We start from the raw sequence: 15,697 nt of genomic DNA, 5'->3' as shown, positions 1-15,697 counted from the left end.
TCCTCCTCAATTCTTCGCCTTTAGAGTTTTATCTTCATTATAGGCTGTTAGAGCAAAAAATCACACGACAATCATGAAATTTTAGGATAATATTGTTAAAAAAGGGGAGAAATAATGACACATCAACAGGCATTAGAACGTTATATACAAGCAACAAATACGCATGATTTTAAAGAAGTAAAGGCAATTTTGCATCCACAAGCGGTTTATTGGTTTTCTGATAAAACATGCACAACTATAGAAGAGATTGAGGCATACTTCAAGCATGCGTGGCATGTCATTAAAGAAGAGGTTTACTCGGCTAGTAATGTAAAATGGTTAACAATTGATGAAAAGACGGCTACCTGTCTTTATACATATCACTATGAAGGTTATCATAACGAAAAATTTGTATCAGGTAGTGGTAGAGCAACAAATATTTTTACTTGGGTGAACGATGAATGGAAGTTAATTCATGAACATTTGAGTGGTGCCTATTAAATTATTTTCAATGCGACTTGGACAAACAACAATGAAATAATGAGTGTTAGTAGTATTTTAGCTACTTTTAACGGAATATTTGGCAGTGCTAGGAAACCTAACTGGGAGCCAATAAATGCACCTGTACAGCTTCCAAAGATGAGGACACATGTGAGCTGAACAGCCCTTATATAACTGTGGTATATAAATTGGAGGCTAATGAAGTGAGATTACTACAAACGGAGGAAGAACTAAGAAATTTAATAGTAGCAGATGATTGGATGATGAATATTTTATCAACAATCAATACATTGCAACTCCCCGATTGGTGGGTATGTGCTGGGGTCATTCGTTCCATGGTATGGGATTATCTTCATGAAAAAGAAGAAAGAACACCAATTGCTGATATTGATGTGATATATTTTGATAAAATCAATTTAGCAGAAGACATAGAAAAACAGTATGAACAGAAACTTAGAAAGATATCTCCAAATGAGCCGTGGTCTGTGAAAAATCAGGCAAGAATGCATGTGCTAAATGGTAGTAAGCCGTATCAATCTGCTGTCGATGGAATCGCTCATTTTCCTGAAATCCCAACGGCAATTGGGATAAAATTAATAGATGATTCACTAGAAATTGCTGCACCATATGGCATTAGGCATTTAGGAGCTGTCATTGTAGAGCCGACACCATTCTTCCTCGAAAATAAGGATTGTTATACAATTTATCGCCAAAGAATTCTTCAAAAGAAATGGCATGTAAGTTGGCCAAAATTAGAAATTAATCTTCAGTAAAAAAAGGAGGGGAGTCCATTGCAACGAGATAAAATCTATATCATCAAACATGATGAAAGATCAATTGACTGGATAAATGATTTGAGGAGACTATCGGAGAATCAATGGCGTATGGCGATCGAACCTGAAAAATGGTCAGTTGCTGAGGTCATCGGACATCTTCCGTCATGGGATGAATTTGTCTTGAATCATCGACTTCCTTTTCTTTTTACAGAGGAACCTTTACCAACAGGACCTGATGCAGCACAGTTGAATAAGATGGCAGCTAAAAAAAGTCGTGAACAGCCTATGCTTGCAACATTGACAGATTTTATTTTCCACGAGGAGTCCTTTACTTCAGGCCATACAACAATTGACAGATGAGCAATGGCAGCAGTCGTTTACAATTGGGCAGTCGGAGCTGACAATTGTGGACTATTTTGTAGGATTAATCAATCACGATGTACATCATTTTTCACAGCTTCAGAAAGCTATACAGGTATAGGAGTTTGCCTATGGATATCAAATATTTAATTGATTATTTTGCACATGCTTCTGTAAAATTTACAGATGTGTTTACTAAAAAAATGGAACCTGGTGAAGTTGATAGAGGCAGAACAACAGCACCAGAAAAGTGTGGATTAGTTGTTCCCCTTGCAGGTAGTGCAATCTTTAGCTTTAATGGAACTCCCTATGTGATGGAGCCTGGAATGATTGTCCACGCAGGGCCTCAAATGCCAATCGAAGTGAAAGCGACGGGCCACAAGGGTTGGGAGTATGCAGTCGTTCACTACAGTCTACCAACAGAGGAAGTAGCTCTTTTTCCACTTTCAGAGCAACATTTTTTAATTAATACAGGGTTTAATACGCAAATTATTAGTCATGTTCAGCAATTGATAGAAAGCTATTCCTTTCCGGGGAATATGGCTATATTTAAGTCTAAGACTTTATTTATGAATTTGCTGGAGAATATTCTTTTAGCGGCAAAAATGAAGGTTCTAGATAGTGCCAGTGAGTTAATGGAACAGGCATTACAGTATATACATGAAAATTATGTGGAGCAACTTTCCGTATCAAATATTTCTAAGGAATTTGGTATTGAGCGTCGCCGCTTTGCTTATTTGTTTGAGCAGCATACAGGCATGAATCCGAGCACATATATAACAGAATATCGTATACGACGTGCAAAGGAATTGCTCGAGTATGATGTGATTCCTGTAGCAGAAGTAGCTGAATGTGTCGGATATGTAGATTGTTTTTATTTCAGCCGAGTTTTTAAAAAATGTACGGGCTTGTCACCTTCAGCATACCGAAAGGAAAAAATGGAGGAAGCTAACTATATATAAAAACTGTTTCTTCATAAAAAAGAAGCAGTTTTTTTTTGATGAAATCGGCAAAAATCCATGTCATTTTCGAAATCGTCCATTCACAATCTTTTTTCACTTTGTTAGGATAGTATCCGTAAATGATAATGAGTATCAATTATGTATTGACATACATATGAAAACGATTATCATTATCAATATGAGCTCGTTAGGAGAGAATATCTATGAATAAATATTTTAAAATGTGTGCTCCAGCACTTTTAGCATTATCTTTGGCTGCATGTGGAACAGATAAGGCAGAGGAGTCTACGTCAACTACTAATACAGCAGAAACAAGTGCAACGGAATCACAAACTGAACAATCTAAAACACAGACAATCACGTACTTAGGTGAGAAATATGAGCTTCCAGCAGAAGTGAACAATATTATCGCTGCAAGTCTTGAATCTATGGAAGATGCTGCAATGCTTGGTATTAAGCCAGCCGGTGTACTTGAAGTTGGTGGCAAAATTCCTGCTTATCTAGCATCAGATTTTGAAGGTGCTACACTTGTAGGAAATAAAATGGAGCCAAATGCAGAAGCCATTCTTAATCTGGACCCTGATGTAATCGTGGGTACTTCGAAATTCCCTGAAGAAACGGCTGAAAAGTTGAATAAAATTCAAACAATGATTCCATACTCACATATTTCAACAAACTGGAAGGAAAATTTAACATTGCTTGCACAGTTAGCTGATAAAGAAGAGGATGCTAAGAAAATCATCTCAGACTATGAAGCAAAAGTTGCTGATGCACAAGTGAAATCCAAAGAGCAATTAGCAGATAAGCAAGTGTTAATCATTCGTGTTCGCGGTGGCGTAATGTACATCTATCCAGCAGGTGTGTATTTAAACCCTGTACTATATGAAGATTTAGGAGCACCAGTTCCAGAAATTTTAACAACTGCAAAAGCACAAGCTGAATTATCACTTGAAACATTAGCGCAAGTAAACCCAGATGCCATTTTCCTTCAATTTGAGGAATCAGAAAATACGGATTCTCCAAAAGCGTTAGAGGAGTTACAAAAGAATCCAATTTTCACTAGCTTAAAGGCAGCACAAAATAATCAAGTTTTCGTCAACACAATTGAGCCATTAGCACAAGGTGGTACTGCTTGGTCTAAGGTGAAATTTTTAGATGCCGCAGCTGAAAAATTACTTAAATAAGATAAACAGGCTGGTAGTAGATTTGGTGATATCACCGGGCTATTACCAGCCTTTTGTAAGATATCGTATTTTTTCATTGAAGGTAGTTGTTTTCCAAAGGGTATATCACCTGAGTAATCGACATTGTGTTTCGCGAAATGGATAAAGAAAAAGGTGTGAAAGTTGAAAAAAACAAACATCGTGTCATTTTCAATATTAGCGGTATCTCCTTTCCTGATTGCCCTTATAGCACTCGTTTCCGTTCTGTATGGAACTAAAGATATTAGTGCAATGACAGTGTGGCAGTCAATGACAGCATTCGATCCATCTAATGTTGATCATCAAATTATACGGACAGGACGTATTCCTAGAGTAGCCGCTGTATTGCTAGTTGGAGGATTTTTAGCAGTAGCTGGAGCAGTCATGCAGGGGATTACACGAAATTATTTAGCATCTCCTTCGTTAATGGGGGTCAATGATGGCTCTGCATTTGTCATCACATTAGCTATCGTCTTTTTTCCAGGGCTACCAAATTATCAAATGATTTTATTGTCAATGCTAGGCTCTGCATTAGGGGCAGGGATTGTCTTTGGTTTTGGCTCGTTAATTCGCAATGGTCTATCACCAGTAAGGCTAGCCATTATAGGAACGGTCATTGGTACATTTTTAAGTAGTATTGCTACAGCGATTGCTATGTATTTCCAAGTATCACAAACAGTAAGTGCTTGGTATAACACAAAGGTACATATGGTAGATATGGATATGCTCGTCCTTTCTATTCCGTTTGGTTTGACAGGATTAGTCTTGGCTCTATTATCTGCAAAAGCAATTACCATTACTTCACTAGGTGAAGATATTGCCATGGGACTAGGGCAGAAAACAAAAGCAGTGCGTATTATTAGCATGCTAGCTGTAGTATGTTTGACAGGGACAGCAGTAGCCCTAGTAGGAAAAATTGCCTTTGTAGGGTTAGTCATACCACATATTACACGCTTCCTTGTTGGTGTTGATTATCGCTATATTATTCCTTGCGCGGCTGTCATTGGTGCCTTTTTCTTAGCGCTCTGTGACGTTTTAAGTCGTGTTGTCAATTATCCATTTGAAACGCCAATTGGTGTCCTAACAGCATTGGTTGGTGTACCATTCTTCTTATATCTAGTTCGTAAGCACGGAGGTGAAAAACGTGCGTAAAAATACCTCAAGTGTATTCTTTTTGACTATGTCGATGCTTGTTTTACTGATTTTAGTTGCGAGCTATCTACATATTACAAATGGTGTTTTCGATATGTCTGTAATGGATGTTATCAAAACACTATTGCGTATTGAGCCAAATTCTAAATTTGACCTTGTTATTTTTGAATTTCGCTTACCTCGAATCGTCATTGCCGGACTCGTTGGCATTGGCTTAGGAATGGCAGGAGTAGTTTTACAAGGTATTACACGTAATGGACTAGCAGACCCAGGTATTTTAGGGATAAATGCAGGAGCAGGTGCGGCAGTCGTCATATTTATGTTCTTCTTTCAATTAAAGCTAGTGAGTGCAGATATGAGCAGCTGGCTGTCTATTTTAATGATGCCATTGTTCGGTTTTATCGGTGGAACGATTGCGGCTATCCTGATTTTTTCTTTTGCTTTGAAAAATGGTCATCTCGATATGCAACGATTAATATTAACGGGTATAGCCATTAACAGTGGGTTCGGAGCTTTATCCCTGTTCTTATCCTTAAAAATGAGTGCACAAGATTTTGAATCAGCAGCCATTTGGATGGCAGGTTCAATTTATAATGCGAATTGGATTTTTGTACTAACGATGATTCCTTGGCTTGTCATCTTAGGCATTTATGTGCATAGGAAATCGTATTTACTGGATTATTTTCAGCTTGAAGAGGATAGCATCACGAGTTTAGGGATTGCGGTTGAAAAGGAGAAAATGAAGCTTTTATTAGCCAGTGTCGGTCTTGTTAGTGCTTGTGTATCCGTATCAGGAAGTATTGGTTTCATCGGTTTAATGGCACCACATATTGCGAAGCAACTTGTTGGTATTCAGCATCGTTATGTCATGCCCGTGAGTGCGTTAATTGGTGCAGGTTTGTTAATTTTAGCTGATTTTATCGGCAAAACCGTATTTGCACCATCGGAGCTAGCTGTTGGAATTGTTGTTTCAATTATTGGGATTCCATATTTCTTGTATTTACTGGTGAAATCTAAGGCATAGGAGGAAAAGATGTGCAAACTGCATTTAGAATGGAAAACTTGGCTTCTGGTTATGAGCAGGTTCGTGTCTTTGAGGGATTAAATTTAACGATAGAGGAGGGCAAAGTGACAACAATCATTGGCCCGAATGGCTGCGGTAAATCAACCCTCCTTAAGACGATTGGACGTATTTTAAAAAAGCAACAAGGGACGGTTTATTTGCAGGAGCAAAACATGCAAAATTTATCGACGAAAGATATAGCCAAGAAATTAGCCATATTATCTCAAACACCTGTTGCTCCAGGTCAGTTAAAAGTGGAGGAGTTAATTGCGTATGGTCGCTATCCACATCGAAACAACGTCAATCGTTTAACGAATAAGGATGAGGAAATGATTGAGTGGGCGTTAACGGTCACGAATACGATGGAGTATCGCAATCGGGAGCTTGCACAGCTTTCTGGGGGACAGCGTCAGCGTGTATGGCTAGCGATGGCATTAGCACAAGAAACAAATATTTTGTTGTTGGACGAACCTACTACTTATTTAGATATGGCACATCAGTTAGAAGTATTGGATATTGTCAAAAGTTTAAATGAGCAGCACAACTGTACAATTGTGATGGTTCTACATGATATTAACCACGCTGCCAGATATTCAGATCATCTTATTGCGATGCGCAAAGGTGTTATTATGCAATCTGGAACGCCACAGGAAATTTTAAGTGCAGAGGTGATGCGCAAAGTATTTAATATTGATGCTCGCATTATGGAAGATCCTGTAACGAATACACCTGTGTGCTATGGCTATGACATTTTGAAGGAGGACAACAAATGAGTACAGCTAAAATAGAGTATGCTACACAACAAATAACTTCAAAATTGACAGATTATACGTATACGATTAATATCTTTGTACCAAATGAGGAAGCACCAGAAGAAGGTTTTCCAGTGTTGTATGTACTAGATGGCTCATCTTATTTTAATCTTGTAAAGGAAGCCGTGCGTCTACAAAGTCGTAATGCACCGAAAACAGGAGTTCAACCAGCCATTGTTGTGGGCATTGAACATGGTGATGATATGCGTGAAAGAAGGTTTTACGATTTTACAGCGCCAGCAGAGACGTATATCTATCCCGCACGATTTAAAGGAAAAGGTCATGAAAAGCTTGGAGGAGCAGTAGATTTTAGCCGCTTTATAGAGGAAGAGTTAAAGCCAATAATTGAGGCTCATTATCCAGTAAATAAAACTCAGCAAGCATTATTTGGTCACTCCTTAGGCGGTTATTTTACGCTTTGGCAACTATTTCACCATCAATCTAGCTTCCAACGCTATCTAGCTATTAGCCCTTCTATTTGGTGGAATGAGCACGAATTAGTACAATGTGCGTCAGTATTTTTGAACGAGCATCAAGATATGAATGAAACATTGTTTATTAGCGCAGGTGAACTTGAAACCTTTATGGTGGATGATGCACGACAAATGGCAACGGTGTTAGAAAAAATAATGGAAGTTGATTTTTATGAGGCCTTAGATGAAAATCATGCCTCTATCGTACCAACTGTTATGAGTAGAGCAATTCGTTTTATGCAGAAAACACAATAATAGGTAGACCGCATTGTCTTTTGATAATGCGGTTTCTTTTTTCATTAATAAAATACTTGAATTGTACGCATAATAAAGGAAATTTGGTCATCTGTCTGGGATAAATGGAGGCGCTGTATGCAAAATAAAATTTTAAAGAACCCAGTATTTCTTATTTCTAGTGGGGCAATTTTACTCTTAGTCATTATCGGAGCAACGATACCGGAAAAATTTAAGAACGTAGCAAACAGCGTATTTCATATGACAACGGATTATTTTGGTTGGTTTTATTTAATGGCAGTCTTTATTATCGTTATTTTTCTATTTAGCTTGGCGATTAGCAAATATGGCACCATTCGCTTAGGATCTGAAGATGGTCGTCCAGAATTTAGTTTTCTAACATGGATTTCCATGCTCTTTTCAGCTGGACTAGGTGTCGGACTGGTTTTTTGGGGCGTGGCTGAGCCTATGAGTCATTACTTTTCACCACCCTTTAGTGACACAGAACCTCTTTCAACGGATGCAGCCAGATTGGCAATGGGTTATTCCTTCTTTCATTGGGGATTAAGCCAATGGTCTGTTTATGCCATATTGGGGCTTGTTATGGCCTATGTTCAATTCAATAAAAAAAGAAATATGCTCATCTCTACCGCTTTAGAGCCTATAACGGGAACAAATCGAGTTGTTAAAGGAACGATCGATATTCTTGCGGTCATTGCTACAGTTATGGGGGTAGCCACATCCATAGGGCTTGGCGTGCTACAAACGAACGGAGGTTTGACTTTCGTCTTTGGTTTGCCGGATACATTTATCTTGCAAGTAGCCATTATTCTTATCATGTTTATTGGCTATATGTTGTCTGCAACGACAGGACTTCAAAAGGGCATGAAGATTCTGAGTAATGTCAATATGACCTTAGCGATTGTCTTACTGTTATTCGTTTTTATTACAGGTCCAACGATTTTCATACTTGAGACGTTTACATTAGCGATAGGTGATTACATTTCTAACTTTATTCAATACAGTTTAAGAATGCAGCCATATGTTGGGGGAACTTGGGTGAAGGATTGGACAATCTTTTACTGGGCATGGGCAATCGCTTGGTCACCCTTTGTTGGCTCCTTTATTGCTCGTGTATCCAAGGGGAGAACCATTCGAGAATTCATTATAGGGGTATTAATTATTCCGCCTATTATTGCTTGCTTTTGGATTGCCACATTCGGTGGAACAGCTATGTGGTTTGATTTACATCAAGATGCAGAAATCGCTCAATCTGTTCATAATGATGTAACTGTTGCCCTATTCCAGTTGTTAGAACACTTGCCAGTTTCAACGCTTGCCTCTGTAATTGGAATACTGTTAATCGTTATATTTTTAATTACCTCTGCCGATTCCGCCACATTCATTATGGCAAGTATGACAACAAAAGGTTCTTTAAATCCGACAATATTATCGAAGCTAGTATGGGGTATTTTAATGGCTGCAATTTCAGGTGTTTTATTGTACACAGGAGGGCTTGAAGCATTGCAAACCGCCTCGTTAATTGCCGCATTGCCCTTTACCGTGATTTTACTGTTACTCATGTTTTCATACATTAAAATGATGAAGGATGAAGTTATTCCTCTGAAGAAAAAGGACATTCAACGTTTAAAAATAGCAAGAAAGCATATTGAAAAGGAAACAAAAAAATAAAGAAAAAAATTAAAGCAGTAAACCGTATTCGTGCATAATACGGTTTCTTTTTGTTTAAATATATGAAGAAAGGTGATTGAAGAGTTGTTGAGCTATGAAGGTAATTTTAGCAGAGATAAAGGATGCACCAATGAATATATAAGTTGATGCTACAGGCTTTGCAAGAGTACGAAAAAGCTCTAGTACACTGAGTGCAACGACAGAGTCAATTGAATATGCACTAATATAATCAAAAAAAGAATTTAGTGTAAAGTATGTATAAGTGTTCTACGAAATATTGAATTATACTGCTCGTTGGGTAATGTTGTAACGAATGAAGAAATGGGAGAGCAGCTAGCTATAGCTGCAATGGAAAGAGGGGGGACAATTGATGAAAAAACTTGGCTGCTTGCATGCTCATCATTCAAATATAGAGTACATAGAGCAAGCTTTTCAAAGTGAGGAAGATTTAGAGCTGCTTCATTTTGTAGATCCTGGCGTTTTACAGCATGTGTCGAAAGGTAGTGATGGTGTAGCATATAAGGTTAAGGAGCAAATAGAATGGATTATTAGCTGTGATGTGGATGCGATGTTAATAACGTGTACAAATTATATTGCTTTATTAGAGAATGAGGCTGTGTTCAATGCCTCGATACCCATTATAAAGATTGACGAGCCTTTTTTTGAAAGCATATGTAATGTGCAACAGCCTCAAATTATTCTTTTTACAAATCCTGCGACAGTAGAAGGAACGATGGCAAGACTTCACCAATATGCTAGGCAGCAGGGGAAATCAGTAAATGTTGAGGCAAAAATCATCAAGGGGACATTTGATCTCATTATGCAAGGGAAAAAGAAAGCTTATAATGATGCTATTTCACAAGCTCTACATAAGTTAATGAGTGAGCAAAAGGCCATCTCCGTAGCTCAGCTCTCAATGATGGATGCGGCAAGACAATTTGAAGAGCAGACCGCTCAAACAATTATTCATCCACTAAGGGCTTTGGTTGAGGTCGTAAAGAAGCAAATGGAAGTAACGTTATAAAACAATTTCTATTTTAATAGGCAATACTGTTAATGGTACCATGGAAAAGTAAGAGAATAGAAACGGAGGAGATAGCACTATGACAGATCTACGATACCCTATTGGACAATTTCAATTCCCAAAAGAAATGACTCCACAGCGAGTACAGGAATGGATTGTAGACATTCGTTTATTACCAAAACAACTGGCGGAAGCATTAAGTGGTGCAAGCGAGCATGCATTGGCTAAATCCTATCGTGAAAATGGCTGGACAGTTACACAGCTAGTCCATCATATTGCCGATAGTCATATGAATAGCTATATCCGTTTTAAGCTAGCGCTAACAGAGGATGTCCCAACCATTAAGCCATATAATGAAGCGGAATGGGCACAATTACCAGATTCTGAAATGCCAGTAGCAACTTCTTTTAATTTAATTGAAAATTTACATGAACGTTGGGTTTATTTACTGACAAGCTTAACGGAGGAACAATTACAAAGAGCCTTTCATCATCCTGATTCAGGGCTAACAACATTGGAACATGCAATTGGTCTCTATGCATGGCACGGTAAGCATCATTTGGCTCATATTCAGCATGCTTTGACGAACTAAAGAATAGTATTTTGTGAAAGAAATAAGTGATTTCCTAGTTACTGGAAATCACTTATTTGCTTGCTTAACTTTATAGTATATTTTATACGATAGTAATGCCTGCACTAGCGTTACCAGTAAGAGTTGCAATTACTCCTGTCGAAGTAGCGGAGAACACCATTAATAAACGGTCACCTGCAGATACTGGTACTGGAGTAACATTTGCTGTACCACTTGCTAGAGTACCTAGAACTACTGTTGAAAGAGCTGGTGCTAAGTCAACAAATGCTGTTGTAGGAGTGAAGACATTGCTTCCTGCTACCGCGTGATAAACTTGTGCTCTAACTGTTGCCGAGCCTATTATAGTTACACCAATAGTTGCAGAGAATGTAGCTGAAATAGATGTAATGGAACCTGCTCTAGAAACAGAAAAAGCTTCTGTTCCAACTAATGCTGATAAATCGATATTAGTACCTGCAAGGGATACGCCTGGAATAGATGTACCGAATCCCACAAGGCTTACTGTATCCACTAAACCTGTAGCAAGTGATACTAGTATAACCGGAACTGTTCCAGAAGCGAATGGGATGAGTGAGCCTGTTGCTACTGGTGGAGTAATACATGCTGCATCAATCGCTACAAAAGGTCCAAGTGCACTACATTCACCATTTCCATGACCGTTACCTGAACAGCCACACATTGAGTTATTAAAACACATTTTTACACCCCCTTTCTTCATTATTCTATTCAGTTCAGATTGGGGGTTAAGGGCAATTATCTTCTAAACCTACAAATTCGATGAATTCTTAAAAGACAGTTTTTATTGGAAACAAAAAGACATCCACTATGTGTGTAAATACATAGTGGATGTAAAAAATAAATAAGTTAACTCCATCTTTTAAAGAAATCGAAAAATGAGTTCTTTCCCTTCTTATTTTCTTCAATCGGCTTATTTACAGATTCAGGATGCGTATTCTCCTCTTCAAGGGACGAATGAACCTCATAAGCTGCTCCGGTTTGATACACTTCAACAAACTCCTCTGTTTCTAAAGAAGGAGAATGATAAATGTCAGCAGGGTCAGCTATTGTTTCTGAAATGACTTGGTCGAGAGGTTCGCTAACTATTGCTGTAATATCTTGACTAACAGGCTCGCTAGGCAATTCCGAAATAACTTGTTCAAACGATTCTTTAGATATTTGGGAAAACTCAAGATTGTTATCCTCTTTTTCAGAATGCATAACCTCGCTAGGATCGTCTACTATTTCCGTTCCAATGCTAACCGATTCATGAACAATAGAAGAATTATTCTCGATGTTTTCATCACTTGAAGTAGGCTGTACAGCAGATGGGTCATAAATACTTACTGGAACTTCCTTTGCATCCGTGGCATTTTTAAAATGGAAGGTGGATTCAACTGTCGTGTTTCTGTATAAACCATTGTATATTTGGCTTGGGTGCGTATTAATTGATTGAAAATATTGTTGATTAAAATGTCGCTCTTCAGGCTTAGTTGCCTGTAGATCATTGCCAGGAGAAGGAGCGCTATTATTTACATTTAGTTGGTGGTTTGTAGCTTTACCTGCCAAACTTTGCAGTAGTCTATAAGAGGGCTGTGCTGATGTAATCGTCGTTTGATCTGTTGTCTGAGCCATTCTAGGTTGTCTAGGTAAAAGAGTAGCCGAAGTTTGAGAAGGCAATTCAATGGAGGAAGGAATGGTTGTTGTATCATTTTCTTCAACTGTTAATAATTTGTTTAAAACCGCTAAAATCTCTTGATTCATCCCTTCAATGGTTTGATTCAAAGATTCAATCTGTGTTGAAAGAAGCTTTATTTGGTCATCATAGCCTTTTATATACGAATTTTGTTTACTATCTAATGTCTCTGTGATCCCTTCTAAATGGGCCATTTGTGTTTTCAGTCCATCAAACTCCTGCTGCATATAAAGGAAATCTTCAATTGACGTTCCCATCTTTAATGAAGTTAACGATTCTCTGTAGGTTTCAATTTTTTGCTTTAATTTTTCAATTTCTTGAGTGGTATACAATTTTGACTCTTCCATTGTAGTTCACCCCTTTCAGTCCATTATTAGTTTATTAAAAATATTGACTTTCTGTTACAAATATACCGGTCCTTTCAACATTTTAGTCTTCCTATAAAGAAGAAAGTGTGTGAAAAAATGATCCTTTGCTGATTTTAACAAATATCATAAGGAACTATTTGTTAGCCCATGCACTTATAGCTGAAAAACATATGCTACAAACGAAAGATAAAAATTTTATGGAGGTGTCAAAAGGATGCAAGAGCATATGCCATCCCAGGCGCAGGAACTAATTTGTATAAATGTCGATAAGGTATATGACTGGATTGTAAAAGAAATGTCATTTGATATTTCTCCTACTGGAGCAATTACATTCCCAGGCGTAACACCAACGACTGACTTAACTGGTGCAATTGTTACATGTAGAGTAATTCCAGCTGCTACAAACCCAATTGTGATCCTGAACCGTGAGAATCGTCAATTCTCTATTGATGGATCAACTGTTTGTCTGCAACATTTAAATATTCAAAAGAACTTCATTCTAACGATTGTCGTTACTTTACCTAATGGTACTGTTTTCACAAGTGCTGAAATTCCAGTTTCTCGCTGTGAGCAAGTGACATTATGTGCTCCTAAAGGTACAGATGTTGAAATCTTATACACAGATTTAGATTGCTTCGTATGTACAACTGGAACACTTGCAGCTGGAACAGGTACAATTACGTTTTCTGCGTTAACAATTACTGTTGCCGTTTGTCAAAGCATTCAGTCTACATTCCCAGTTACTGTGGAATTCTTAGCAACTTTCTGCGAACCAAGAGCAGACTTACCATTCTCATGTCCAACTGCAGTTCGTCCACAACAGTGCCCTATTATTTTCCCAACTTTAGGTTAACGGTGCTAACAAATAGAGGAAAGTCATATCATGAAGAGAGGATAATCCTCTCTTTTTTTTATTTTAAGTCAGCGGATGTCGCAGATTTCCAAAATAATCTGGATACCATTACGCCTAGGCACAATTGATGGAAAATAGTAAGGAGGTACGGAGTGAAAAATCGTGTAGAAGACAAGATACAGGAATTAAAAGAACAAACAAACGCTTATGTTTATGAAATTAAACAGCTGGTCGAGGGGCTGACCATTCCAAACAGAGTCAACCTCATTAGTTATTTTACAACCTCGTTCAATATTTCTTATGACCCTGAACAAGAAAGTTTATGTTTAGGCTCCTATCATATTCACAATATCGGTAGTACAGCCATTACAAACCCCTATCTGTGTATAACATTACCGAAGGAATCGCCATTTTACTTTTCTGGGAGATATGTTCATGAAAATTTTACGCCAAATTTTAAGACACAGGGACAGAGCAACTGGGAACGTTTTAACGATAAATTAAGCAAAGAGGAGTACTGGCTGAAACCCGTAGGAAAATCAATAATCGAACCGAATGAAACCATTTCATTTACTAATTTTCAAATAAAATGGTCACATAATTTACCATATTCAGGCACTATTATGGGTTTTACATATTGCGATCAGCTTACAGATGGTATTGTCGTTTTAAATCCGATTAATCTCAATGGAATGGGCCAAACACAGGAGGAAGACAATGAGTGAAAATGAAAAACAAGAGTTTGGTAGTGTGCTCCATCAATTATTGAAGGAGCAACTAAGTCGCCGTAATGAACAGGATAATAGCTTTGCATTTCTTGAAAAAAGTACATTACATTTATTAATCGCCTCTCTTGTCTTAGACGAAAAGAGTGATGCTGAACAATCACAACATCCACAACAAGAAGCGGAGTGGATAAAGCAGTTGGATGAAATACTAGAGGAAAGTAGAATGCAGTTTGAAGAGGTGGTTGATTTACTAAAAAGGTATTCTGGCTAGGGGGTGTGATGATGGACAATGATATTGTAAAAAACAATGATCCGATACAGCTCCAACAAATGATTATTTTTTTAAGGGCCGAATTAGCCAAGTATAAAAATGAAGTGAAAAGGCTTAGAGATAGTGATTATTATGCTTTAGTTCTGCGGCTCGAACGAGAAAATATACAATTAACAAGACTAAGAAAAGATCTTTCGATGGAGCTATTAAAGTTGAAAAGAGACTTTGACAAAGAGCTTCAAGCCTACGATGAAGAAATTCAAAAACGAGAAGGACAAAGAAAAAAACAAATTGCATCCATAGAAGCATTATTAAAGGAAGTTGCCGAATTGCGAGCTGAAAATAAGTCATTGAAGAACAGTGTTCAAGTCTCACATAAAGCTTCGATTGAGACAAATGATAAAGCTATTATTGAAGGTCTAGATAAAAAAATAAGCGACTATACAACAGTAACAGGTAAACAAATGAAGCATATTATAGAGGCGCTAGAAACATATCATAGGGATAAAGTAGAAGCGGACAGCCTTCAACAGCAACTATTAAGAGAGTTGGAGATGAAAAATTTAGAAATTGAAAGATTAACCCATGAATTAGTTGAATTCAAAAATCAAACTGATGATAGTAGCTCATCGATAAAGCAACAAGTCCAGATAGATGAACAAATAAATTTCAGATTAAGGGTGCTCGATGAATTAGATCAAAAATTGAACGAGCTAGCTTTAGAAATCAATAGAAAGCAAGTATAGCTGAAAATTTTATAATGACTGTTTCAAAATGTATACCTTTGAAACAGTCATTTTTTAGTTGCTCGATTGGAAGGGATGTTGGAGGTGCTACGTTTGATGGAAGGGAAAGCTGCTTGAGCTCCGCTCGAGAAGAGCTAAACTTCGTTCTCAAAATAGAGTAGGTCGCTCAAAGGTTTGCCAACAGCGCTCTCAAAGTGTGGAAACTGGTGTTAAAGA

General features: G+C 37.7%; 19 protein-coding genes. 17 read left to right on the top strand and 2 right to left on the bottom strand.

Features of this window, described 5'->3' with window-relative positions; genetic code table 11:
• Window positions 1–114 precede the first annotated feature (114 nt).
• From MHI22_RS14485 to MHI22_RS14420, 13 genes are all read left to right on the top strand, one after another.
• Complete coding sequence (locus MHI22_RS14485; RefSeq protein WP_036128648.1) at window positions 115–480, top strand: nuclear transport factor 2 family protein; 366 nt, start codon at window positions 115–117, stop codon at window positions 478–480.
• A gap of 203 nt (window positions 481–683) precedes the next feature.
• Complete coding sequence (locus MHI22_RS14475; RefSeq protein WP_058843887.1) at window positions 684–1,253, top strand: nucleotidyltransferase family protein; 570 nt, start codon at window positions 684–686, stop codon at window positions 1,251–1,253.
• A gap of 18 nt (window positions 1,254–1,271) precedes the next feature.
• Complete coding sequence (locus MHI22_RS14470) at window positions 1,272–1,616, top strand: DinB family protein (protein ID WP_231745010.1); 345 nt, start codon at window positions 1,272–1,274, stop codon at window positions 1,614–1,616.
• Window positions 1,606–1,737, top strand: coding sequence for a hypothetical protein (locus MHI22_RS14465; RefSeq protein ID WP_255358797.1), 132 nt, complete (start codon window positions 1,606–1,608; stop codon window positions 1,735–1,737). The genes MHI22_RS14470 and MHI22_RS14465 overlap by 11 nt, the downstream gene beginning before the upstream one ends.
• Before the next feature lie 10 nt (window positions 1,738–1,747).
• The gene (locus MHI22_RS14460) at window positions 1,748–2,578 is read left to right on the top strand and encodes a helix-turn-helix domain-containing protein (protein ID WP_058843888.1); all 831 of its coding nucleotides are present in this window, start codon (window positions 1,748–1,750) and stop codon (window positions 2,576–2,578) included.
• A 203-nt stretch (window positions 2,579–2,781) separates the two neighbouring features.
• Window positions 2,782–3,762 (top strand): ABC transporter substrate-binding protein, encoded by a 981-nt coding sequence (locus tag MHI22_RS14455; protein ID WP_058843889.1) that lies wholly within the window; start codon window positions 2,782–2,784, stop codon window positions 3,760–3,762.
• Between the two features lie 162 nt (window positions 3,763–3,924).
• A complete protein-coding gene (locus MHI22_RS14450) occupies window positions 3,925–4,932 on the top strand; it encodes a FecCD family ABC transporter permease (protein WP_058843890.1) in 1,008 nt (335 codons plus the stop codon).
• Window positions 4,933–4,960: 28 nt separating this feature from the next.
• Window positions 4,961–5,956 carry a FecCD family ABC transporter permease gene (locus MHI22_RS14445; protein ID WP_058843912.1) on the top strand — a complete coding sequence of 332 codons (996 nt, stop codon included), beginning with the start codon at window positions 4,961–4,963 and terminating at the stop codon, window positions 5,954–5,956.
• A gap of 29 nt (window positions 5,957–5,985) precedes the next feature.
• Window positions 5,986–6,768 carry an ABC transporter ATP-binding protein gene (locus MHI22_RS14440; RefSeq protein WP_036128674.1) on the top strand — a complete coding sequence of 261 codons (783 nt, stop codon included), beginning with the start codon at window positions 5,986–5,988 and terminating at the stop codon, window positions 6,766–6,768.
• Window positions 6,765–7,535, top strand: a complete 771-nt coding sequence (locus tag MHI22_RS14435; RefSeq protein ID WP_036128638.1) for an alpha/beta hydrolase — start codon at window positions 6,765–6,767, stop codon at window positions 7,533–7,535. The genes MHI22_RS14440 and MHI22_RS14435 overlap by 4 nt, the downstream gene beginning before the upstream one ends.
• 117 nt (window positions 7,536–7,652) lie before the next feature.
• Window positions 7,653–9,206 carry a BCCT family transporter gene (locus MHI22_RS14430; protein ID WP_340812298.1) on the top strand — a complete coding sequence of 518 codons (1,554 nt, stop codon included), beginning with the start codon at window positions 7,653–7,655 and terminating at the stop codon, window positions 9,204–9,206.
• 367 nt (window positions 9,207–9,573) lie between these two features.
• Window positions 9,574–10,230 carry a hypothetical protein gene (locus MHI22_RS14425; RefSeq protein WP_340812297.1) on the top strand — a complete coding sequence of 219 codons (657 nt, stop codon included), beginning with the start codon at window positions 9,574–9,576 and terminating at the stop codon, window positions 10,228–10,230.
• A 79-nt stretch (window positions 10,231–10,309) separates the two neighbouring features.
• On the top strand, window positions 10,310–10,822 hold the full coding sequence (locus tag MHI22_RS14420) for a YfiT family bacillithiol transferase (RefSeq protein WP_036128632.1): 513 nt from the start codon (window positions 10,310–10,312) through the stop codon (window positions 10,820–10,822).
• Between the two features lie 82 nt (window positions 10,823–10,904).
• Here MHI22_RS14420 and MHI22_RS14415 read toward each other — a convergent pair whose 3' ends face one another.
• Both MHI22_RS14415 and MHI22_RS14410 read right to left on the bottom strand, forming a co-directional pair.
• A complete protein-coding gene (locus MHI22_RS14415) occupies window positions 10,905–11,519 on the bottom strand; it encodes an exosporium glycoprotein BclB-related protein (protein ID WP_058843893.1) in 615 nt (204 codons plus the stop codon).
• A 167-nt stretch (window positions 11,520–11,686) separates the two neighbouring features.
• Complete coding sequence (locus MHI22_RS14410) at window positions 11,687–12,862, bottom strand: hypothetical protein (RefSeq protein WP_340812295.1); 1,176 nt, start codon at window positions 12,860–12,862, stop codon at window positions 11,687–11,689.
• 235 nt (window positions 12,863–13,097) lie between these two features.
• Between MHI22_RS14410 and MHI22_RS14405 the strand changes: the two genes are divergently transcribed.
• The 4 genes from MHI22_RS14405 (at window position 13,098) to MHI22_RS14390 (ending at window position 15,481) form a co-directional block, all read left to right on the top strand.
• Entirely contained in the window at window positions 13,098–13,736 is a 639-nt protein-coding gene (locus MHI22_RS14405) for a hypothetical protein (protein ID WP_036128625.1), read from the top strand.
• Window positions 13,737–13,888: 152 nt separating this feature from the next.
• Window positions 13,889–14,461, top strand: a complete 573-nt coding sequence (locus tag MHI22_RS14400; protein ID WP_036128622.1) for a hypothetical protein — start codon at window positions 13,889–13,891, stop codon at window positions 14,459–14,461.
• Window positions 14,454–14,735, top strand: coding sequence for a hypothetical protein (locus MHI22_RS14395; protein WP_340812293.1), 282 nt, complete (start codon window positions 14,454–14,456; stop codon window positions 14,733–14,735). The genes MHI22_RS14400 and MHI22_RS14395 overlap by 8 nt, the downstream gene beginning before the upstream one ends.
• Window positions 14,736–14,746: 11 nt before the next feature.
• The gene (locus MHI22_RS14390; RefSeq protein WP_058843895.1) at window positions 14,747–15,481 is read left to right on the top strand and encodes a hypothetical protein; all 735 of its coding nucleotides are present in this window, start codon (window positions 14,747–14,749) and stop codon (window positions 15,479–15,481) included.
• The last annotated feature ends 216 nt before the right edge of the window (window positions 15,482–15,697 follow it).

The organism is Lysinibacillus sp. FSL L8-0312 (assembly GCF_038003285.1).
Taxonomy (GTDB): Bacteria; Bacillota; Bacilli; order Bacillales_A; family Planococcaceae; genus Lysinibacillus; species Lysinibacillus fusiformis_D.
This window is presented reverse-complemented; position numbering and strand designations above follow the sequence as displayed.